This window comes from Fervidobacterium sp. 2310opik-2, from assembly GCF_011057735.1.
Classification (GTDB): Bacteria; Thermotogota; Thermotogae; order Thermotogales; family Fervidobacteriaceae; genus Fervidobacterium; species Fervidobacterium nodosum.
Genome location: NZ_LNGG01000025.1, coordinates 72823 through 94798, shown reverse-complemented (window position 1 = coordinate 94798; position 21976 = coordinate 72823). Strand labels below are relative to the sequence as shown.

21 protein-coding genes are annotated in these 21976 nt (G+C 33.9%); 17 read left to right on the top strand and 4 right to left on the bottom strand.

What is annotated here, in order from left to right:
* Positions 1–137 precede the first annotated feature (137 nt).
* Complete coding sequence (locus AS161_RS07960; RefSeq protein WP_164542385.1) at positions 138–1637, bottom strand: aspartate kinase; 1500 nt, start codon at positions 1635–1637, stop codon at positions 138–140.
* A gap of 339 nt (positions 1638–1976) precedes the next feature.
* Between AS161_RS07960 and AS161_RS07955 the strand changes: the two genes are divergently transcribed.
* The 14 genes from AS161_RS07955 (at position 1977) to AS161_RS07890 (ending at position 14734) form a co-directional block, all read left to right on the top strand.
* On the top strand, positions 1977–2252 hold the full coding sequence (locus AS161_RS07955) for an acylphosphatase (protein ID WP_164542384.1): 276 nt from the start codon (positions 1977–1979) through the stop codon (positions 2250–2252).
* A 15-nt stretch (positions 2253–2267) separates the two neighbouring features.
* On the top strand, positions 2268–3476 hold the full coding sequence (locus AS161_RS07950) for an adenylosuccinate synthase (RefSeq protein WP_164542383.1): 1209 nt from the start codon (positions 2268–2270) through the stop codon (positions 3474–3476).
* Positions 3476–4210, top strand: coding sequence for a Mut7-C RNAse domain-containing protein (locus AS161_RS07945; protein ID WP_011994441.1), 735 nt, complete (start codon positions 3476–3478; stop codon positions 4208–4210). Before AS161_RS07950 ends, AS161_RS07945 begins: the two co-directional genes overlap by 1 nt.
* 760 nt (positions 4211–4970) lie before the next feature.
* A complete protein-coding gene (locus AS161_RS07940) occupies positions 4971–5261 on the top strand; it encodes a hypothetical protein (RefSeq protein ID WP_164542382.1) in 291 nt (96 codons plus the stop codon).
* Positions 5249–5824, top strand: a complete 576-nt coding sequence (locus AS161_RS07935; protein WP_011994443.1) for a DUF4416 family protein — start codon at positions 5249–5251, stop codon at positions 5822–5824. The genes AS161_RS07940 and AS161_RS07935 overlap by 13 nt, the downstream gene beginning before the upstream one ends.
* A gap of 46 nt (positions 5825–5870) precedes the next feature.
* A complete protein-coding gene (rimO, locus tag AS161_RS07930) occupies positions 5871–7157 on the top strand; it encodes a 30S ribosomal protein S12 methylthiotransferase RimO (protein ID WP_164542381.1) in 1287 nt (428 codons plus the stop codon).
* Entirely contained in the window at positions 7150–7710 is a 561-nt protein-coding gene (pgsA, locus tag AS161_RS07925) for a CDP-diacylglycerol--glycerol-3-phosphate 3-phosphatidyltransferase (RefSeq protein ID WP_011994445.1), read from the top strand. The genes rimO and pgsA overlap by 8 nt, the downstream gene beginning before the upstream one ends.
* An 18-nt stretch (positions 7711–7728) precedes the next feature.
* The gene (thpR, locus tag AS161_RS07920) at positions 7729–8301 is read left to right on the top strand and encodes an RNA 2',3'-cyclic phosphodiesterase (RefSeq protein ID WP_011994446.1); all 573 of its coding nucleotides are present in this window, start codon (positions 7729–7731) and stop codon (positions 8299–8301) included.
* Positions 8291–9364, top strand: a complete 1074-nt coding sequence (gene recA / locus AS161_RS07915) for a recombinase RecA (RefSeq protein ID WP_011994447.1) — start codon at positions 8291–8293, stop codon at positions 9362–9364. The genes thpR and recA overlap by 11 nt, the downstream gene beginning before the upstream one ends.
* The gene (locus AS161_RS07910) at positions 9333–9785 is read left to right on the top strand and encodes a RecX family transcriptional regulator (protein WP_011994448.1); all 453 of its coding nucleotides are present in this window, start codon (positions 9333–9335) and stop codon (positions 9783–9785) included. The genes recA and AS161_RS07910 overlap by 32 nt, the downstream gene beginning before the upstream one ends.
* Complete coding sequence (gene rny, locus AS161_RS07905) at positions 9785–11338, top strand: ribonuclease Y (RefSeq protein ID WP_011994449.1); 1554 nt, start codon at positions 9785–9787, stop codon at positions 11336–11338. The genes AS161_RS07910 and rny overlap by 1 nt, the downstream gene beginning before the upstream one ends.
* Positions 11339–11391: 53 nt before the next feature.
* Positions 11392–12822, top strand: a complete 1431-nt coding sequence (murJ, locus tag AS161_RS07900; RefSeq protein WP_011994450.1) for a murein biosynthesis integral membrane protein MurJ — start codon at positions 11392–11394, stop codon at positions 12820–12822.
* Positions 12823–12843: 21 nt separating this feature from the next.
* Positions 12844–13557 carry a biotin--[acetyl-CoA-carboxylase] ligase gene (locus AS161_RS07895; RefSeq protein WP_011994451.1) on the top strand — a complete coding sequence of 238 codons (714 nt, stop codon included), beginning with the start codon at positions 12844–12846 and terminating at the stop codon, positions 13555–13557.
* Positions 13523–14734 (top strand): D-alanyl-D-alanine carboxypeptidase, encoded by a 1212-nt coding sequence (locus tag AS161_RS07890; protein ID WP_238374573.1) that lies wholly within the window; start codon positions 13523–13525, stop codon positions 14732–14734. The genes AS161_RS07895 and AS161_RS07890 overlap by 35 nt, the downstream gene beginning before the upstream one ends.
* Positions 14735–14743: 9 nt before the next feature.
* On the opposite strand, the gene AS161_RS07885 is transcribed toward AS161_RS07890, so the two are convergent.
* Positions 14744–15667, bottom strand: coding sequence for a DUF523 and DUF1722 domain-containing protein (locus AS161_RS07885; RefSeq protein ID WP_011994453.1), 924 nt, complete (start codon positions 15665–15667; stop codon positions 14744–14746).
* A 119-nt stretch (positions 15668–15786) separates the two neighbouring features.
* Between AS161_RS07885 and AS161_RS07880 the strand changes: the two genes are divergently transcribed.
* Together AS161_RS07880 and AS161_RS07875 are read left to right on the top strand one after the other, a co-directional pair.
* Positions 15787–15966 carry a helix-turn-helix domain-containing protein gene (locus tag AS161_RS07880; protein ID WP_011994454.1) on the top strand — a complete coding sequence of 60 codons (180 nt, stop codon included), beginning with the start codon at positions 15787–15789 and terminating at the stop codon, positions 15964–15966.
* A gap of 76 nt (positions 15967–16042) precedes the next feature.
* Positions 16043–17863, top strand: a complete 1821-nt coding sequence (locus AS161_RS07875; protein WP_164542380.1) for a PQQ-binding-like beta-propeller repeat protein — start codon at positions 16043–16045, stop codon at positions 17861–17863.
* 57 nt (positions 17864–17920) lie between these two features.
* On the opposite strand, the gene AS161_RS07870 is transcribed toward AS161_RS07875, so the two are convergent.
* Positions 17921–19657 (bottom strand): methyl-accepting chemotaxis protein, encoded by a 1737-nt coding sequence (locus tag AS161_RS07870; RefSeq protein WP_164542379.1) that lies wholly within the window; start codon positions 19655–19657, stop codon positions 17921–17923.
* Positions 19658–19856: 199 nt separating this feature from the next.
* Between AS161_RS07870 and AS161_RS07865 the strand changes: the two genes are divergently transcribed.
* On the top strand, positions 19857–20576 hold the full coding sequence (locus AS161_RS07865) for an SGNH/GDSL hydrolase family protein (protein ID WP_164542378.1): 720 nt from the start codon (positions 19857–19859) through the stop codon (positions 20574–20576).
* A 73-nt stretch (positions 20577–20649) separates the two neighbouring features.
* Here the strand turns inward: AS161_RS07865 and hcp are convergent, their stop codons facing one another.
* The gene (hcp, locus tag AS161_RS07860; protein WP_164542377.1) at positions 20650–21951 is read right to left on the bottom strand and encodes a hydroxylamine reductase; all 1302 of its coding nucleotides are present in this window, start codon (positions 21949–21951) and stop codon (positions 20650–20652) included.
* Between the last annotated feature and the right edge of the window lie 25 nt (positions 21952–21976).

Genomic DNA, 21976 nt, shown 5'->3' with positions numbered 1-21976 from the left:
GTAAATTTAGTGTATTATTTACTAAAGAACAACGTACCGTATGTACCGATGAAATAGGTAAAAAGAACGAAATCAAGTATGTGAAGAATGAAAGTGAAATATTAAGTTATTGAAAGTCAAAGTGTTGACTAGGTTTTTTATTTTTCTATTTTTTCTCCTCTTGACTTATTACCGGAAATCTTAATTTGACTATCTTCATCTTCAAAAAATTCTTTGTGTACCAACTTAAATGCTTTTTCTCCATCTTTGGAATCTGTAATAAAGTAAATTGAAACATCTGAAGCTCCTGCTGATATCATCTCAACATTAATGCCTCCACGACTAACTGCTCCAAAAATTTTAGAAGCTATACCGTGGGCATCAAGCAACCCTTCACCAACAACTGCTATTAATACCTTATCTTTTTTAAATTTTATTTCTTCTATCTCTTTTAATTTCAGACTTTCAGATAACTTCAAAACCTTATCTAAATCACTCATGGATATGATTAAATTTATCGAAGTTTGAGAAGTAATCACAAACTTTATGTTCACACCACTTAAAGCCACACGTGAAGCTATTTCTCCAAGTATTCCAGGAACTCTTCCAAAATTGTGTCCTTTGAATTGAACAATTGCGATGTCGTTTGTCATAGAAACACTTTTTATGCAATTAGCCGTGTAATCTCTAATATGCTCTAATTCATTTCCTTCACTATAATCTTTTATTACTGTAAAATTGATACGATTGTCTAATAACGATTCATAACTTTCCAACTTTTTTAAATCTTCGATACTACAAATATACAATGGAATGGATTTTAACCTTAAAGGTTCTACTGCGCTATGATGAAGTACTTTCGAACCAAAATAAGATAATTCATCAGCTTCTTCGTAATTTAGCATTCTTACAATCTTAGCGTTTGGCGTTATTTTTGGGTCTCCGGTAAGGAAACCTAGAACATCTTTAACGAGAATCACAGAATCCGCATCTAAACAATATCCTAAACTAGTTGCAGTATAGTCACTTCCACCACGTCCAAGTATTGTAATATCACCATTGGTAACTGACTTACCGTAAAAACCAGGTACTATAAAATCACCACTTTGCCATTCACTAATGCTTTCAGCTAGAGCAGATTTACTCTTTTCTAATAATACACTTGAATTACCATATCGACCATTTGTGATTAGAAAATTTTCTGGATATGCGATCTTAAATTTCATTCCATATTCTAAAAGCACTTTTTCCATTATAACAGCGTTCCATCTTTCTCCGGAACTAACCACCTTGTCATATACAAAATCTGGAACTCTGCCTATCATTTTTGAAGCGTAAAGCAAATTTTTTAGGGAATAAATCTCTTCTTTAATCAGATACATATCTTCTTCGGTAAAATTTGCAAATTTCAAGTGATAATTGTGAATGCCATTTAAAAAAGAATCGATATTTAAATTTGTTATATTTTTTAAAGCCTCTATAAGTTTATTTGTTATCCCCTTTAGTGCACTTACAACGATAACAAGTTGATGATCTTTAAAAATTTTATTTTTCAAACTAACTATAATCTTTGAAATATCAACTAGGCTTTCTGGAGAGTCTAAAATAGATCCCCCAATTTTGATAATTTGAAATCTCCTTTTCCATGTTTGATTCACAGAATCGCACCTCCTTTTTGTTTAAAATTTTGCTTGAATTTTGTTAGAATGTGTGGTATAAAAAAAGCGGTCGGGTTTCTTCAACCCGACCGCTGGTTTTTTGTAACAGCAAAATGGTGTACCTATAATTTCCAGCGGTCGGTACACCACATCATCATAGCCATCATATTAACATTTATCGTAACGATATTCATAAGAGAATATTTTTCTTTTAGCTTAGACACACAATCACCTCAAGCCAAAAATTTCTTTGAAATAGATTATATAACAATTACCCGAAAAATCAAGAGCTTTATTTGTATGCAGTAACGAATAATAAAAAATTTGGAGGTGTCCTCCATGTTAGAAGTTTGGAAAAAATGGAATGTAAGGGGCATCGTTCAAGGTGTTGGTTTTCGCCATTTTGTCAAAAACGTTGCAAGAGCAATAGGTGTCAGAGGTTATGTGAAAAATGAAGACGATGGAAGTGTTACAATAGTTGCTGGAGGTAACGATGAGCAAATAAAAGAGCTCTTTAGAAGAATCATGGAAGGAAATGGTTGGAGTTACATTTCCGATTACGACGAAATTGATTTACCAAAACAAGAATACAAAGACTTTCATGTAGAATTTTAGAGAGGAGATGGTTTGATGAATATAGTCTGCTATGGATTACAGTGGGGGGACGAAGGAAAAGGAAAAGTTACGACATATCTTTCAAGAGAGTTTGACTACGTTGTACGGTACAGTGGTGGAAGCAACGCAGGTCATACTGTTAACTACGGTGAATTTAAACTTGTCCATCACCTCGTACCATCTTTTGATATAAGAGGAAATACCAAAGCTTACATAGCAAATGGTGTTGTCGTTGATCTTGATGTTCTTATTAAAGAAATCGAAGAAATTAAAAAAATTGGTTTTGATGTATACGATAGGATAAATATTTCATCACTTACTCACATTGTTTTACCGGTTCATAAGATGTTAGATGAAAAATTAGAAATTGCGAAAGGCGAAAAAGCTGTAGGGACAACAAAACGTGGTATAGGCCCTGCTTACGCCGATAAAGTGCATAGGATTGGTCTAAGATTGGTTGATTTATTTGATAAAGAAACAGCTTTAGAAAAATTAAAATTCATTTCCAAGATGTATAAAAATCTTTACGGTATAGAATGGGACGATTATGAAATACTCTTTGAAAATTTTGAGAAATTATCAAAACTTATAGTTCCTCCTCTTGAGATGAAGGAAGAATTTAAAAACGTTAATGTTCTTTTTGAGGGAACTCAAGGTGTTTTACTTGATATAGATATGGGAAGCTATCCATATGTAACAGGTTCTTATTGTAATACAACAGGCGTGGAAAGTGGACTGGGCTTTCCAATAAAAATTGACAAAAGAATAGGTGTGTTTAAAGCATATGTAACGCGTGTTGGTGAAGGTCCATTTCCAACAGAACTATTTGGTGAAGAAGCCGAAAAGATTAGAATAGCTGGTAGAGAATTTGGTGCTACTACCGGTAGACCAAGGAGATGCGGATGGCTTGATTTGCCAATATTGAGATACGCAATCGAAACTTCTGGTTGCGATGAAATGATAATGACAAAAGCAGATATATTATCTGGATTGGAAAAAGTTAAAGTTGGAATTAGATATCTATCGAATGGGAGAAAGTTTGAAATCCCTAATGATATATCTATGATAGATAAAGTCACTGTTGAATACATCGAGTTTAACGGTTGGAAAAATCTTGAAGATGACAATTTTGCTAAATTTGTAGATTTTATTGAAAGAGAAACGGGTTTAAAAATTGCCTATATATCTACTGGTGAAAAAATTGATGATATCAGAAAGGTCTGATGCGTTTGAAGGTATCCATAAGAATATTTGGATCTTTGTCTGATTTAACTAAGGGAGTTTACTATTTTGAGATTAATCCTGGAGTAGGTCAAACAATAAAAGATTGTATTGAACGCCTCGGTATTCCACATACCGAGGTTTATTTTATTACTTTAAACGGTAATTTTGTAGATTTTTCTAAGATTGTCGAAGATGGTGATTTTTACTGTGTTTATCCTCATTGCAATCTAGAAATCGATGAGAACTATTCTTTAACTCCTAGATTCAAAGGAGAACCAAGATTTGTTTTGGATATACATTTAGGAAAGCTTTCGAAATTGCTTCGAATGTTTGGTATATACGCTGAGTATGGTTTAGTTGACGATTTTCAAATAGTTGATAGAGCAAAGAAAATTGGTGGAATAATACTTACAAGAGACAGAAAACTTCTTATGCGAAGAGATATCGTTTATGGTTATATAATTCGAAGCGATTTTCCAGAAGAGCAGTTAAAAGAAGTTTTTGAAATGTACGAGCTTATGAATTGGGTGAAGCCTTTCTCACGTTGCTTGGAATGCAATGGGGAGTTAGTCGTTGTTGATAAGGAATCTGTTTCTGGTAGAGTTCCTCCACGTGTTTTTGAGATGCATGATGAATTTGCTATGTGCGGTAATTGTGGAAAAATCTATTGGAGAGGAACGCATTACGAGCATATGGCAGCTTTAATAAATGAATTTATAAAACAAATTCAATGAAATTCTTGAATTTATCAATACATGTTGCAAACTAAATTGTTTTTGTTTTCCTTGTCCAACTATAGTCATAGAACTATATATTATATATTACTTATTATATATACTATATAGGGTGGTAAATTGGTAAGTTTACACGGTGGTAACACAAAAAGGTACAATTCAAAGGGCTTTATGAATTTTTTTGAACGTACCATCTTATTCATAAAAACTTACCGCAAATGGTAAATTTCTCCAAAAATTGTTTATTCATAAGTATTTGTGTTTGGTAAATTTTTATAAAGCATATGAATAAAAAATTTTTCGAATGTTTTTTCTCAAAATTCATGGTAAAAAAATTTTCAATTGGTAATTTTGGTAAGTTACTTGTTGAGACTTTTTCTCAATTAACTATATATAGTCGACTAACTTTTATAAATACTATATATTGTATTAAAATAATTACCACTAAGGGTAAAAACTTACCAAAAATATACCATAAATATACCAACACTATATATTGTGTTTAATTTACCAATTTATGTCAATATATAGTATATTAATGAACTTAAATAATATGGTTTAAAAGTTTTATAGAATTAAAAAAATTAGTTTTAGATTTTGAAGTATTCGTAAGCATCTAAGATATTTGTAAAGTTAAAACGTTTCGTGTTCATTTTTTTATTTTTTGGTGTATAATTATTTGGGTAAAGTGTATAATAAGTATAATAAAATGTACTTTTGGTTTTAGAGAATTGAAAAAATAATTTTGTAGGTGGTTTTAGTGTCTGAAAAATTTATAAGGGTTTTGTTTTATGTTATGGCACTCGTAAGTGTTGTGCTATTTTTGTTTTTACTCATATATGTTAAAAAGATTAAAAATGAGCCTTTAGCTATTATTGAAGGAATTTACGGTAGTGTTTTTTTGGATGGTAGGCGTTATGAAGGGACCGTAATTCTTGAGCCGAATAAGACATATGAGGTTATAGGTTCTGCAACGATAAGTCAGTTTGGAGGCAAGAAGAAAATTGTTAATTTGCAACACTTTGAGGTGAAGGTTGTATGGGAGAAATAAGAATTGTTGAACCGGTTAATTTGGTAATTTTTATGTTTTCATCTCACCTAGACTATTGGTTTGATGAGATTAAACCCGAACTAATCAAACATTTTGGACCAATTGACTATATTAGTAAGCCATTAGATTTCGAAAAGTATACTTTGTATTACAACGAGGAAATGGGTTCAGGAATATTCGGTAGGCTTATAAGTTTCGAAAGATTAATACATCCTTCGATGCTTTCGATAATCAAAGTAAAGACTAACGAGATTGAGCAAAGATACGCGGTTGATGGTAATAGAAGGTTTAATTTGGATCCGGGGTATATGCACCATATGCAGTTTGTTCTCGCAACAACGAAAATGTGGCCACACAGAATTTACATAGGTCACGGTATATATGCAGAGCCGACGCTCATGTATATAAACGGCAGATGGAAAGATTACGATTTTACATATCCAAACTACAAAGAGCAGGTTTATAAAGATGAGCTGACGAATATAAGAGAGCTTTATTTGGAAAAGAGAAAGAACTTTTTGAATAATCTATCAAGAAGTAAAAAGCAGAGAGTCAGAGAGTGAACTAGAAAGATAAATTGTAAAGGGAAAGAAAAGGAAGGTGGCTTTTTTGAAATTATATGTAATTGTTCTTGGTTGTGCCAAAAACGAGGCGGATTTTTCACTTTTTAAGTACCATTTGAAACAGTTAGGTCATGAAGTAGTTGATGATGTTGAAGATGCAGATGGTGTTGTTATAGATACTTGTGGTTTTATAGTGGATGCCAAGCAAGAGTCTATCGATACAATATTAGAGTTTGCAAGTATTAAAAAACAAAAGCCCGATTTCAAAGTATATGTAACTGGCTGTTTAGTTCAAAGATACCCCAAAGATTTGCCATTGGAAATACCGGAGGTTGATGGCTGGTTTGGAGTTATTCCTCCAAAGAATTTGGCTGAAAGTATTAACAAAACAAAAAAATATATAACAGATCCTGTGGCAGTTTATGAGTTTGAGGGAAGAGTTGATAGTGATTTACCTTATGCGTATGTGAAGATAGCAGATGGATGTGATAGAGCGTGTACTTTTTGTACAATACCAAAGTTCAAGGGGGGTTTTGTAAGCAGAAAACTGGAAGATATAGAAAAGGAAGTAAGATATTTAATTGAAAATGGTAAGAAAGAGATAGTCCTTGTGGCACAAGATACGACAGGTTACGGTGTAGATTTATATGGTAAGCAAATGCTTCCAGAGCTTCTTAAAAGAATTAACGATATTGATGGAAACTTTTGGATTCGTGTTATGTACATGCACCCTGACCACGTAACTGATGAAATTCTAAAAGGTTTTTCATACGAAAAAGTTGTTAAATATTTTGATATACCAATCCAACACGGTAGTGATAATATACTTAAACTAATGGGAAGAACGAAAAGTACGAAAGAACTTGAGGAATTATTCGATAAAATAAGAAGTTTATATCCTCAAGCGGTTTTGAGAACCAGTATAATTGTTGGTTTTCCTGGTGAAACAAAAGATGATTTTGAGCAACTGATAGATTTTATAAGAACTATTGAATTTGATAGGCTTGGTGGATTTGTGTATTCCGACGAAGAAGACGCCGCATCGTATAATTTACCTAATAAAGTTTCTTTGAAAACAGCTCAAAAAAGGTTAGACACTTTGATGGAAGTTCAGGCTGAAATTTCGTTTTTAAGGAATCAAAGATTGGTTGGAAAAGTTATCGATGTTTTGTTTGAAGAAGAAGTTAACGGAGTAATCATCGGAAGAAGTTACATGGATGCTCCTGAAGTTGATGGGAATGTTTTTGTAAAAGGTCACGGAATTAACAGGTTTGGTAAGGTAAAGATTACAGAAGCAGATACTTACGATTTGGAGGGGGAATTGGTTGAATAAGGAGAATTCGACGACTTCAAGGAAATCTGTTTTTAACATTCCGAACACAATAAGTTGGTTAAGGATAGCTCTCACTGTTGTGATAGTTTTGCTAATGTATTTTGGAAAAAACTTACTCGCGTTTGTGTTTTTCTTAATTGCGTCTATCAGCGATTATTTCGATGGTTACTTAGCCAGAAGGCTAAAACAAGTTACAAGTCTTGGTAAAGTACTCGATCAAATGAGTGATAAAATATTAATCACATCGATTCTTGTTGTTTTTGTAGAACTCCATATTGTACCAAGTTGGCTGGTTGTTATAATTATTTTAAGAGACACACTCGTTAGTGTTGTTAGAATGTTAGCGTCAGAATCTGGAAGAATCGTTGCGGCAAATATCTTTGGAAAATTGAAAACAGTGTCTCAGATGATACTTACGATAGGACTGTATATCCAGCTCTTGGGTTTTCGGATAGAAGTGTTCACCACAGTATTAATTTACTTTGTGGCTGTTGTAACGGTACTTTCTGGAGTTATTTATCTTTACCAAAATCGAGAATTTCTCAATAAGTAATATTTTGGGGGTGTTGTGGTGAGAACATTTGTGGCTATTGATATAAACGAAGAAATTAGAGAGATAGCCAAAGAGGTAATAGATAAACTTCAGAATATAGGGTTTAAAGCCAATTGGTCTAAGCCTGAGAATCTTCACTTAACGTTATTTTTCATGGGAGAGATGGATGAAAAAAGCGTAGATTTTATGTCGCAAACTTTGAACAAAAGGATGTACGGTTTTCCATCTTTCAGCACATCTTTGAATGGGTTTGGCTATTTTAAATTTAAGAACTCTCCAAGAGTTTTGTTTTTAAAACTTGAATCAACTAAATCTCTTCAAAAGATGTATTTGGAGATGAAGTCTGAATTGAACAAACACAAGATAAAGTATGATGATCAAGGGAATTTTGTCCCTCATATAACTCTTGGAAGAGTAAAAGAGTATCCAGACAAGTGGGAAGAACTTGTTTCTCAAATAGAAATTCCTAAATTAACGTTGGTCATTGATGGATTTACTGTTTACAGTTCCACTTTGACACCGCAAGGACCTATCTACAAGTGGATCTACAAATCAAAGTTTGAAGGAGGTTTGATTAAAAATGTCAGATGAAATGAAAAAAGATGTTTTAAAAAAAGCTATAAGCAAAATTGAGAAGACTTATGGTAAAGGTTCTATAATGGTTCTTGGTGAAGGCAACCTTGTTCAGGAAATAGATGTAATACCAAGTGGCTCGTTGGCAATTGATATAGCGTCAGGTGTTGGTGGATACCCAAGAGGCAGGATTATAGAAATATATGGCCCTGAATCAAGTGGTAAGACTACCATCGCTCTTCATGCCATCGCATCGGTTCAGAAACTCGGAGGAATAGCAGCTTTTGTTGACGCAGAACATGCTCTTGATTTAAACTATGCAAAGAACCTAGGTATAGACCTTTCGGAATTACTTGTTTCTCAACCAGATTACGGTGAACAAGCGCTGGACATTGTTGATGAACTTGTAAGGAGTAACGCTGTTGATTTGATAGTTGTCGATTCTGTAGCTGCTTTAGTGCCAAGGGCGGAAATTGAAGGTGCAATGGGTGATGCACAAATAGGTTTGCAAGCAAGACTTATGTCTCAGGCTTTGAGAAAATTGGCAGGAAATGTCAATAAATCAAAAGTTGTGGTTATTTTTATCAACCAAACGCGTATGAAAATAGGTGTCATGTACGGTAACCCTGAAACAACAACAGGTGGAGTTGCCCTGAAATTTTACGCAACAATGAGAATAGAAGTAAGATCTGCCGGGAAAATTGTGGAAGGTAACGAACATATAGGTAATGAAGTGAATATTAAATTCGTGAAAAACAAGGTTGCACCACCATTTAGAACAGCAAGTGTTGATATAATATACGGAAAGGGTATAGTCCGAGAAAACGAACTGTTTAATATAGCAGTCAATGAAGGTTTGATAGATAGGAGAGGAAGTTGGTTTACTTACGAAGATCTTAGTGGCAAGGAACACTCTCTTGGACAAGGTAAATCTAATGCTGTTAATTATCTTGTTGAACATTCAGAAGTTGCCGATGAAATTGAAAAGAGAATTAGAGAAAAGTATTTAGCAAAACCAGATCAAGTATCTCAAGAGAAAGATGGAGAAAATGAAAAATTACAAAAACAAGCAACAAAGTGAACGTTCCAGTGAAATTCAGTCACGACAACAAAAAAAAGATCCATTCAATATCGCTTTAAGATTCATAAAATTTAGGGCAAGGTCTGAGTGGGAAGTTGCGAATAAGCTCAGACAGTATGGTTTTTCGGAGGAAGTTATATTAGAGGCTTTAAAGAAGTTAAAAGAAAGAGGTTTCATCGACGATGAGAAATTCGCTTACTTATACGCATACGATAGTCTTGTAGTTCGTTATAAAGGTCCTTATAGGATTCGCTATGAGCTAAAACAGCTCCACGTTGATGAATATATTATAGAAGATGCTATAAATAAAGTCTTAAATGAGGTAAATGTAGATGAGATAATCGAAAAACTTACTCAAGGTCTTGACGAGCATAAAAAAAGAGAAAAACTTTACAGACAAGGATTTGGAGGTGAATGGTAATGGAATGGTTGATATATATAGTTATATTATTTGTTGGAATAGCGGCAGGTGCGTTTTTTGGCATTTCGGTTGGAAGAAAAAGAGCGGAAGAAGCTTTGGAGAAAAAGCTCAAAGCAGCTAAAGAAGATGCTGAAAGCATAATTAAAAGTGCAGAAAAAGAAGCAAGTGAAATAAAGAAAAAGGCTATAATCGAAGCGCGTGAGGAAGCTCATCAAATTCGCGAAGAAATAGAAAAAGAAAGAAAAAAGCGAGAAGAAGAGATAAAGCAACTCGAAGAAAGATTGCTTAAACGTGAAGAAATGCTGAGTAAACGCGAAGAGCTTATCGATAAAAGGGAAAATTATGTGGAAAATTTAAAAATAGAGCTCGAATCTAAAGCTAAAGAGATAGAAGAAAAGGCAAAGGAAATCGAGAGGAGATTTATAGAGCTCGCCGGTATTACACATGAACAAGCAAGAGAAATAGTACTTCAAGAGGCGAGAGAAAAGTACGAACATGAAATTGCTAAATTCTTTGTTCAGATAAAGACAAGATACGAGGATGAAGCCGATAAGTACGCTAAAAAAATCATTGCTGATGCTATTCAAAGATATGCACCAGAATACATAGGTGAAGTAACGATTAGCACTGTTGCTTTGCCAAATGACGACATGAAAGGTAGATTGATAGGTAGGGAAGGTAGAAACATAAGGACATTTGAAAAGATAACAGGTGTGGACCTTATAATAGATGACACACCAGAAATGGTTACTTTAAGCTCGTTTAATCCATTAAGAAGAGAAGTTGCGAGAAGAACTATCGAAAAACTAGTTCAAGATGGTAGAATACACCCAGCAAGGATAGAAGAGATGTACGAAAAAGCTAAGGCAGAAGTTGAAAGAGAAATAAAAGAAGCAGGACAAGACGCGGTTATAACAGTTGGTGTTGGAGGTTTACATCCAGAGATTATCAAATTGCTTGGTAGATTGAAATTCAGAACAAGCTACGGTCAAAATGTGCTAGCACATTCGGTGGAAGTTGCACAAATCGCAGGTTTGCTTGCAGCCGAATTAGGTTTGAATGTAGACAAAGCCAAAAGAGGAGGCTTACTCCACGATATAGGTAAGGCGATAGATCACGAAGTCGAAGGTTCACACACCGATATAGGTGCTGAAATGTTGAAAAGATATGGTGAGTCTGATGAGATAATTAATATGGTTATGGCACACCATGGTCAAGAAGAACCAATAACACCAGAAGCGGCTATAGTAGCTGCTGCGGATGCAATTTCAGCAGCGAGACCTGGGGCAAGGCGTGAAGACGTCGAAAATTACATCAAACGTTTGATGAAACTTGAAGAAATTGCAAAGAGTTACAAATATGTTGAAAATGCGTACGCAATACAAGCTGGTAGGGAAATAAGAGTTATAGTCCAACCAGATAAAACGGACGATGCGACAATAGAGAAACTTGCGCACGATATAGCAACAAGAATAGAAAACGAACTACAATATCCCGGTGTATTGAAAGTTGTAGTTATAAGAGAAAAAAGATCGGTTTCTTACGCTAAGTGATAATATTTAAAAAATAACAAAAAGTCGAAGATACATTTTGGAGGAAAATATAAATGAGCATTCTTGCAAGTAGTTTAGCATTTGCAATAGCTACATTTCTATCAAGAATACTTGGCCTTGTCAGGGATATGTTAATGGCTTCGAAATTTGGAACATCCTGGCAGGCGGATGCTTATTTCGTAGCGATACTATTTCCTTTTTTTCTTAGAAGAGTCTTTGGTGAAGGTGCTATGACTTCAGCTTTTGTACCACTCTATTCGGAATCAAAAGAAAAAGACGAATTTCTTTCTTCTGTACTAACGTTATTTACGCTTATTCTTTTGATAATAGTTATAATAGTGATGATATTTCCAGATATAGTAATTTACCTTTTCAGTTCTGGTGCGGCTCCTGAAACGAAACAACTTATAAGGAAACTAACACGAGTAACAGCTCCTTCAATATTGTTCATTTTTTGGTGGGCTATTACTTATTCTATAGAAAACACCAGGGGAAAATTCTTTTATCCGGCGCTAACACCGATTATTCCAAATATCGTAATCATTATTTCTTTGCTTCTACCCAAAGTTGGTATTTACGGCCCAACTTGGGGTTTTCTCATAGGTGAAATTGCAGCGTTTGCAGCATTAGCCTATCCACTGAAAAGGCATAAGCTTAAATTTACTTTCAAGTACGCTCGAGAATTTCTTCAGTATTTTTGGCCAAGTTTTCTCGCGATGTCAATCTCTCAAATAAACAGTATAGTTGATACGAACGTTGTCTCTTATTACAGTCAAGGTAAAGGTGGTGGAGTTTCGTATCTCCAATACGCATCAAGATTTTACATGTTACCTTACGGATTATTTGGAGTAGCGGTGGCAACTGTTATACTTTCAACGATAAGCAACGACAGAGAAAACTATACGAAGCATTTAAGAAAAGGGATAACATCGACGATGTTTTTTACAGTACCCGCAGCGGTAGGGCTAATCGCACTTTCTAAGCCTATATTAAGACTGTTCTATGAGTACGGTCAATTCACAGCGCAAGACACAAAAATGACAGCTTACGTTCTTAATGCTTATGTTTTGGGGTTACCATTTTACGGTATATACTCAACAATGGCTCGTGCCAGACATGCGGTAAAGGATATGAAAACACCTCTCAAGGCAACTTCTATCGTTGCTATCACAAATGTTATAATGGACTTGCTCGTCGGTCTTAAGTATGGCCCTATAGGTGTTGCTTTAGCCACGAGTGTGGCAGGTATCATTGGATTTGTTTACTTACTGCTTAAAGAAAAGAACAAAAAACTTTTCGAAAAAGATGATTTGTTCATTTTAATCTCATCTATAATAATGGGTATAGCCACTTACTATTTTTCACTTATTTCTTCAAGAAGATACTGGGCGATAATCTCGACGATTTTTGGAGCGGCTGTATATTTACTTGTTTCGTCGATCTTTTTTAAAGATAGAATAAAAGAATTCTTAAAAAGAAGATAGAAGATATTGTGAGGTGCTACAATGATTGGTGAAGAAATAGAGGTGCTTTACGAAGTTGATAGTACAAATGAATTTTTGAAGAAAAATTACAAATCTTTTCATGACGGGGCAGTAGTTGTAGCAATTAAACAAACGGCTGGCAAGGGCAGAATGGGGAGAAGTTGGATTTCACCGGAAGGTGGGTTGTGGTATTCCGTACTTTTTAAGCCGAAAATACACTTAACCCCCCATATATACACCAAAATATTCTCAATAGCGATAATTGAAGTGTTGAAAAAAATAAAAGTAAAAGCATATATAAAATGGCCAAATGACATTTATTACAACGGAAAGAAGCTTTGTGGTATCTTGCCAGAAGCTGTATCTATTAACGATCGACCAGTTGCGATAGTTGTTGGGATAGGTATTAATGTAAATAACGACATACCAGATGAAATAAAAGATATCGCGATATCGTTAAAGGATATAGTGAAAAAGAAACTGAAAATAACATATTTACTTGACGAAATAAACAAACACGCTTGGAATCTGCTTGTAAGTTATAGAAATGAGACTGAGAATATTACAAAACTTTGGAAAAAGTACCTTGTTCCTAAAGAAGGAGATAAACTTAAGATAAAACACGAAGGAGAAATATTCGAAGGAACGATATTAAAGATAACTGACGAAGTTTTGTATGTGGACATTGGAGGGAAAGTTGTTGGAGTTCAGAGCATTCACCAAATTGTTGAATAAGTTGATAATACTGATTATTTTATCACTTTTTTCTGTTTCTTATTTTGCTCAAAATTATCAAAGTGTTTATCAATTGATTAGTTCCAAAGCACCTTTGTCAAGTTACGTAGGAGTTTATTTTCAAGATATAGAAAATGGGAATGTACTTGTGCAATACAATGAACATAACCTTTATGTGCCTGCTTCGATTACAAAAATATTTTCAACACTCGTTGCATGGGAAGTGCTAGGGCCGGATTTTCGATATACGACAACAGTCTATGTACCAAGAGGAAATATATCACCAACAATTAATGGGAGCATAATTATAAAGGGCAATGGCGATCCTTCTATGAGTGTTGAAATTTTAAGGGAAAATTTGAAGAAATTTGTATACGAAGGAGTAAAAGAAATAAAAGGTGACATAATAATAGACAATTCCTTTTTTTCAAACGAACGTTGGGGAATAGGCTGGGAGTGGGATTACAAAAATCCAAGTATAGATGCCCTTATACTTAAAGAGAACACAAATACATTTAATCCATACGATGAAAACGCTGTGGCTCTTAATTTTGGATACAATGTGGTAAATATACTTAAAGAGTATGGAATTAAAGTTTATGGAAATGTCAAGGTTGGAAAATTAAACCAAAGCTACCGTGAGTTTATAGTTATAAAATCTGTCCCTCTTTCTAATTTGATAAGTGTGGCAAACAAATACAGTAGTAACTCTTACGCTGAGCAAATCCTTAGAACTGTCGGTTTAAGGGTTTATGGATATGGAAATATATACAATTCTTTAAAAGTTATGAACGATTTTTACAGGAAACTTTTCGGGGAATACTATCCATTTAGATTAAACGATGCGTGTGGCTTATCAACAAAAAATGTTGTAACCCCGTATATGGTTGTCAATGTTCTAAGTTATGCATATAAGAACGAAGGGGGTTTAAGTGGATTTATATCCACATTAGCGGTTTCAGGAAAAGAAGGTACGATGAAAAACCGATTAGGTGATATAATAGCGTATGCTAAAACGGGTACACTCCAAAATGTTTCAAACATAGCAGGAATAATGATAACGAGAACAGGAAGAAAAGTTGCATTTTGTATAATGGTCAATAATTTTACAATACCAACATATGTGGTAACTAATTACCACGATGAAATAATAAGATACGTATGGAATAATTATTAATCAAATTAATCAAATGTTTTCAAGATCTTTTGGGTAAGGCTCAAGGAAAGTTTGATTAAGAATGTAATTTATATTATAATGTATAGCCCAAGATTTTAGCAAAACCATTATTGATTGCAAACTTATAAGATTGTTTTTATAATCCTCCACTAAATCCATGAAGTATGCTTTCTCTTTCTCATTTAATTTGTCTTTGAAGAATCCATACATGTGAAGTAGTGTGTTTATAACTTTTGAATTTTTAATAGGAGTTTTAAGAGCTTTTATTAAAAATTCACGATATTCTTTCAGAACGTTCTCGTTAAATTCCTTTTGTGCAACTATTCTTCCAAGCTCTCTCATAATCTTTTCATTTTTTGTAAGTAAAAGGAACTTATTGATTGAATGAAAATCGATAAGTTCCTTTTTTGTTTTCACGTCTCTAAAGCGTGCAAGTGTAAAAATGAAAGTCAAGAATTCAAATCTGATTTTATCGTTTGTAAGTCTCATCTCACTTTCAATCATTAACTCTGTAAATTTCTCAATCATCACCTTTGCAAAAATTCCCGGCGTTTTTGATATGACTCTACCATTTGGGCCATACAATTTCGCATCGTTTATCGCGCACGAAGGCGATTTGGCTTTTAAAATCATTCCATCGATTTCTAAGGTAGAAACATTTTGAGCAAATTTATTTGCAAAGCTCAGCATCTTTTCTGTTAAATCGATATTATGAGATTTATTCATAAGTTTGTAATCATTGTTGATTAAAAACACGTCTATTGGTTCTCTTGGTATAGGTAAACCGATTTCGACTTCTGGGCAGATGGTTACAAAATTGCAGTAATTTTCAAGCTTTTTTACAATATCACTCGAAATAATTCCACCATCGTAACGTGTGTGTTCAAAAAAACACCTGCTCACAATTAAATTTGGTTTGTTATGGAAAGGCATAAAAATTCCTCCTTATGTTTAAATTTTTTGCAGTTTTTGCACAAAGTATGTTAAAATATATTATACCAGAAAATATCACAGTTCTACATAAACTCTACTTTTGATGGGGAGGAGATTGTATGGAGAAAAAAGAAATTGTTTTGAAAGTGCTTCTTGAAAATGATAAGCCGATGAGACCTGGCGATATTGCTGAAAAATCAGGTTTACCAAAAGAAGAAGTGGATAAAGCTATCAAACAATTAAAAGAAGAAGGAAAGATAGAATCACCAAAAAGGTGCTACTATCAAGCTAAGAAATAATAATTGTCAGCGATAAGATCGTATAGTTTGTAAATTACATTTCTAAAAAAGAAAATCAGAAACGTAGGTGGTTTAATTGAAGGGATTGGTTAAGCCAATTCTAATTGTTTTATTTGTTTTTTATATTGCTCTTTCTTTACTATCTTTTGGCAAAGAAAATTATGTTGCTGTGATTTCAGATTTGCACCATCCATACTTTAAAAACACGATTAATAGCGTTATTGAAAAGCTTGTTCAATTAAAGCCATTGTATGTATTTATGCTTGGCGATCTTACGGAAATGGGGAAAGAAGAGGAATTTGACGACCTTTCAAAGATTTTAAGTGTTTTTAGTAATAACGGAATTAATTACAATATACTTCTTGGAAACCACGATACTCGCTGGTCAGACAAAGTTAGAAAAACTAAGAATATAGATAATGCCTTGTATGAAAATTTCAGAGTAGATATAGGAGAAATATCTTTCATAGGCATAGACACCTCTATGTACTTTCAACACCTTGGCCACATCGGTGAAAAACAATTAGAATGGATAAAGACTCAATTGGAAGATTGTAAAAAGCAAGGTAAACTAGCAATATTACTATCTCATCACCCATTCGGTGGACCAATTAATTATACAGACGATGGCTGGAAGCTGATGGATATCATAAAAAATTACAATGTTCCTATAATTCTTTACGGTCACACGCATAAATACGATTACTTTGGGATGTACAATGGGGCATATATCCAAACAGTTGGTGCGACAAGAGAAGGTTGGATAACATTAATTAGCTGGGATAAGGATAATCTATATTTATCGAAAACAAATCCAAAGCAGGGTGGAAAAGAAGAAATTGTAAAGATAATACCGAAAAAGAAAGAATTTCGAGAAAAATCTAAAAACGTCCAAACTAAAGAGTTAAAAAGCGTAAATTCAAAATATTTTGAAGAAATAGTATCGATTAGGTTTGAAAATAGTATTTTTTCTCAAGCGTTAGCAAACGATGGCGTATTTTACGCCATAGATTATTCTGGTAATATTAAAGCGATAAACAGCAATGGACAGTTTTTATGGAAAAACGCAATCCAGAATCCAGTTGTAGCGAATATAGAGTATTATGATGGCATAATTTTCATTGGTGATTTGTATGGGAATTTATATTTAATCAATTCAAAAAATGGAAGAGTTCAAAGGATATTAAACTTCGATGGACCTATATTTTCCATAAAGGTAGGAAAAGTTTCAATTGTGATTGGTGTTGGGAAAACCATACATATTTTAGATTTGAAAGAATTTAAAAGGTTAGCAACTTACAATTTAAACGGTGTGATACAAAGAGAGGCAAGATATTACCAAGGAAAGTTCTTTCAAACCTCTTGGGGAAATGAGTTGTTTATTATAGACGAAGATGGGAAACTCTTTGCGAAGATTCCAACAGGTTCGGGTTATTACACCCCTGGAGGCATAGTGCCTTTGGTTTTAGAAAATTTGTTGATTGTCACAACTCCTTCTGGAGTAGTTCAGGCATATGATTGGAAAAATAAAACAATATTATGGACAACAAGTGGTTTAAAAACAGGTTATTCAGACATTGTGAAATCTGATCCAAATTTTGTAACGACAAGCATAGATGGTCTTGTTTACTCATTAGATATAAATTCCGGAAAAGTGATTTGGAAAACTTCCGTAGGTTCACCCATTTACAATATATCACCATTGATTTTATCTGATGGGAAAATAATTGTTGGCACAAACAACGGGGAAATTGTACTGATTTCAAAAGATGGGAAAATATTGGAGAAAGTTTTTGTCCACAATTCGTACCTTATCAACAAAATTTTATATTCGAACGGTAAAATACTTTTATCGTTCACAGATGGTTTGGTTAAAATACTTAAAATTAAGGAATAAATCATACATTAAAAAAGCCTGCCAATTGATTGGCAGGCTTCTGTATTTTTAGAGCTTTCAGGAAATCTTGAATTTTCCCAATTCTGTTTTCAGCTGTTCAAAAGCCAAGCTTGTATCTTTTAGCTTATTTGAAAGGACTTCAAGTTGTTTTTCTATTTCCTGCATTGTTGATGTGATTCCTTCACCTTGGACAGATATTTTTGAAACATTTTCGGCTATTTCATTTGCTCCGCTTCTCATTTCTTCAACAGACGCATTTTGTTCTTCGCTATGTGCTGCAAGTGTATCTATAGCCGAAGAAATATCTTTCACAGCTCTTTCCAAGTAACCGAAGGTATCAAACAATCTATCGTATCCACTTTCCGTTGATTTTATTCCCTCTCGTAATCTTTGTATTTGCTCATTAAGAACTTTGGAATATGTTCTTATAGTTTCTATCGTTGATGTAATAGTATCAGTAGACCTTTTTGTTTCTTCGGCTAATTTTCTAATTTCATCGGCAACGACCGCAAAACCCCTTCCTGCTTCTCCTGCCCTTGCGGCTTCTATAGCAGCATTTAATGCAAGTAAATTGGTCTGTTCGGCTATATTTCTAACACTTTCTATTATGTCACCTATATTTCTTGTTGCCTCTGTTAGTTGATTTATACCATCTTCGAGATTTTCATATTCTTTTACAAATCCAGAAGTTGTTTCTTTTACTTTCTTGAGTTCATCCGTACTTGTTTTTGCCTTTTCATCCAAGGTATCTGCAAGTTTTTGAACACTCATTGCTAAATCTGCAAGCGATTGAGCTTGCACGGAGAGTTGTTCTATATTTGCAGTTATCTCCTCTATTGAACTTGTAATACGTTCAATACCTTGTTGCTGTACATCTACAGCCGATACAGTATCATCAGCAACATTTTTGAATGTATAAAACTTATCCTCAAGATCTTTCAATACAGAAATTGAAGAATCGGATATATTAACTGTGCCTTTTATTACACTATTTATACCTTTGGTTGCTTCATTTAACTTGTTTGATATATATCTAAACTCATCAGCGGATTCCACAGAAACAACCTCTGTTAAATTACCATTAGATATAGCATTAAGCGATGTAATTATTTTTGGAACATATTTCAATATACGCTTTGATAAAAATATTACTGACAAACCAAGTATTACATTGAGCCCTATACTTGTGATAACAAAGTTTTTCTGCATATCACTTGAAAGCTCAGTTTTTAACGTTAAATATTTTAATAATATAGGCGCGATCCAAAGAGATATTGCTAATACGCCTGTTGTTAACTTCATGGAAATAGGTATCATGATATTTTTATATTTTTCTCCCGTATATTCTTTTAGTAACCTTGAATTAGAATAAAAGACTAAAAACAAAACAATTATAACCATATTTATAGCAAGAGCCCCAGATAACCTGAGCATTAAAGTTTCCTCTGGAAGAGGTTTAATCTGTTTAGCAAAGATACCAACAAAGGTTGCTGCAACAAAATTCATAATGAACAAAAGTACTGACAAAGCTGTGGGAAGATTAAATTTTCCATCTAACAGTGATTTCTCCACCAGCTTACGAGATATGAATACTGTTAATAGACCAAATGTTGCAAACATGATGAAGTACCCGGCAAGTATAATCCAAATAGGATAATCTCTTAATCCAGCAAAGATATAATAGGAAAATAATAGTGCTGGTGGATCGATAAGAAGAAGCGTAAACAAAACAACTTTAGTTACATATTTTTTTAATTCCGTAACATGTCTTTCGCTTATATCGTTGGAAAACACACCAATCCCTCCTAAAGCATTTTCTAAAAAATTATAACATGTATTTGATAGATAATACAGATTAAAATTGTTAAATTTTATTTGATATATAGTTTCATTTAGTTTATCATAAATGAATTTTCCAATGGATTTTTCAAAAGAAAAAGAGATATAATTTAAAATATAAGGTAAAAATGAAATTTTGTGGAGGTGATTGAAATTGTTTGTCTGTTTTGGAGATAGCATAACAGAGGGGAAACCAGGGGTTTCGTATGTGAGGTATCTTGGGGAAGGTTTCATCAACAAAGGTTTAGGTGGAGACACAGTTATTGGTTTGAAGAAAAGAGTTGAAGACTTTTTAAATGCTGAAAATACCGTTGACAAACTTGAAGGGGCTATAATCGAAATTGGAACAAATGACATACTTTTACCATTTCTTAAATCATACTCATCAGGTTGGGCCAAAGTTGTTGATAAAATAATCGAGTCTGGGAGAATACCATCTAAAAATATCGATGAATTTGAAAAGTATTACAGAGAAATTGTCTCTTTAGTAAGTGATAAATTGTTATGCGCTATAAGCATTCCATGTATAGGCGAAGACATTGAAGGTGAAATGAATAGGAAAGTAGAAAAATACAACGAAGTTATTAAAAGCATTTGCCATGAAAAGAAAATAACGTATGTCGATTTCAATTTATGGCAAAAGAATATGATAAAGAAAGAAATGAATAATTTTAATCGAGGAAAAAGTTACTTTGTTTCGAAAGAACCATTTGTAATGGTTATGGATTCAATATTTGTTGTTTCACCTTTGATGACTACTTTTGTTAGCAAGTTGAGAAGGTTAATAACAACAATAGATGGGGTGCATTTGAATTCATTTGCCGCAAAAGAGCTTGCAAAAATGGTTAAAGAAAGCATTATTAAGAATTCGTAATAAAACCAGGCAGGTTTTTGAACCTGCCTGGTTTTTAAGTATTTAGTAAGTATTTAGTATGTAATAGATTTAATCAAACATGGAGTATTTGCTTTATATCTTCTTCAGGTGTACTAATGAGTTTTAAGTCGTAATTTTTCACAAGAACCTCAAGTATGTCTTTGTTTACCCAAGCTGGTAGGACTGGTCCTATGTAAATGCCTTTCAATCCAAGTGCAAGTAATGTCCAAAGTATCGCAACTGCCTTTTGTTCCATCCACGTGAGAACAAGTGTCAACGGAAGTTCTGTGACTTTTACACCAAATACATCGGCAAGAGCCATAGCTATCTCAAGCGCAACTATTGTATCGTTACATTGACCCACATCGATAAGTCTTGGAATTCCTTCGATATCACCTAATTGTAAATCGTTAATTCTGAATTTTCCACAAGCAAGTGTTATAACTACCGTATCTTTTGGAAGTTTTTGTACGAATTCTCTGTAATATGCACCGCGTTTTGTCGGAGTATCACAGCCACCAACTACCAAGAAGTGTCTAATTTTTCCTGCTTCTACAAGTTCTTTTATTTTTCCTGCGAGTGATTTTACAACACTAGCTGAATACCCAGTCGTTAATTTGTAAGATCCTGGTTGATTTGGAAGTTTTGGCAGGGATTTTGCCTTTGCGATAACTTCTGAATAGTCATATCCTTCAATGTGTTTCACGCCGGGTAATTTTGCTATAGATGTTGTGAACATTCTATCTCTGTAAGACTCTTTCGGAATGAGAACACAGTTACTTGTTCCAAGTATAGCCGCAGGATACTTATCGAAAAGTTCTCTTTGATCATACCAAGCAGCTCCTAAATTGCCAGCTAAGTTTTTGTATTTTCTAAGTCCAGGATATCCATGTGCTGGGAGCATCTCTGAGTGAGTGTAAACGTAAACGTCCGTACCTTCAACTTGTTTCAATAGTTCTTCAAGGGCTTTTAAATTGTGACCTGTAACTATTATCGCGTGTCCTTCTTTTGTACCTGTTTCAACTTCTGTAGGTGTTGGCTCACCGTAAGTTTCAATGTGCGCTTTTTTAAGGAGTTGCATAACTTTGAAATTCATCATACCTGCTTCAAGAGCCTTTTTAACAAAGTCTTCTCCGTCAAAGTTGACGTTTGTAAGTGTGGAGTACAATCCCTCACCTAAATATGCTGCTATTTCTTCATCGTGATATCCTAATTCTCTGGCGTGATAATAGTAAGCGGATATACCTTTTAGGATATAAACTAGATTGTCTTGGAGTCTTGCCACTGTCGGTTCTTTACCGCAAACACCGGTTACTGTACAACCTTCGCCGTTCATCGCTTGTGAACATTGATAACAAAACATGTTAAGAGCCATACTAACACCTCCTTAATGAGCATTG

Bases quoted from the DNA above. Each gene is read 5' to 3' on its own strand.
- AS161_RS07880 (WP_011994454.1), top strand. From the start codon at position 15,787: ATGGAGAAAAAAGAAATTGTTTTGAAAGTGCTTCTTGAAAATGATAAG.
- AS161_RS07950 (WP_164542383.1), top strand. From the start codon at position 2,268: ATGAATATAGTCTGCTATGGATTACAGTGGGGGGACGAAGGAAAAGGA.
- AS161_RS07895 (WP_011994451.1), top strand. From the start codon at position 12,844: ATGATTGGTGAAGAAATAGAGGTGCTTTACGAAGTTGATAGTACAAAT.
- murJ (WP_011994450.1), top strand. From the start codon at position 11,392: ATGAGCATTCTTGCAAGTAGTTTAGCATTTGCAATAGCTACATTTCTA.
- AS161_RS07910 (WP_011994448.1), top strand. From the start codon at position 9,333: ATGAAAAATTACAAAAACAAGCAACAAAGTGAACGTTCCAGTGAAATT.
- AS161_RS07935 (WP_011994443.1), top strand. From the start codon at position 5,249: ATGGGAGAAATAAGAATTGTTGAACCGGTTAATTTGGTAATTTTTATG.
- rny (WP_011994449.1), top strand. From the start codon at position 9,785: ATGGAATGGTTGATATATATAGTTATATTATTTGTTGGAATAGCGGCA.
- recA (WP_011994447.1), top strand. From the start codon at position 8,291: ATGTCAGATGAAATGAAAAAAGATGTTTTAAAAAAAGCTATAAGCAAA.
- AS161_RS07885 (WP_011994453.1), bottom strand. From the start codon at position 15,667: ATGCCTTTCCATAACAAACCAAATTTAATTGTGAGCAGGTGTTTTTTT.
- hcp (WP_164542377.1), bottom strand. From the start codon at position 21,951: ATGGCTCTTAACATGTTTTGTTATCAATGTTCACAAGCGATGAACGGC.
- AS161_RS07945 (WP_011994441.1), top strand. From the start codon at position 3,476: ATGCGTTTGAAGGTATCCATAAGAATATTTGGATCTTTGTCTGATTTA.
- AS161_RS07955 (WP_164542384.1), top strand. From the start codon at position 1,977: ATGTTAGAAGTTTGGAAAAAATGGAATGTAAGGGGCATCGTTCAAGGT.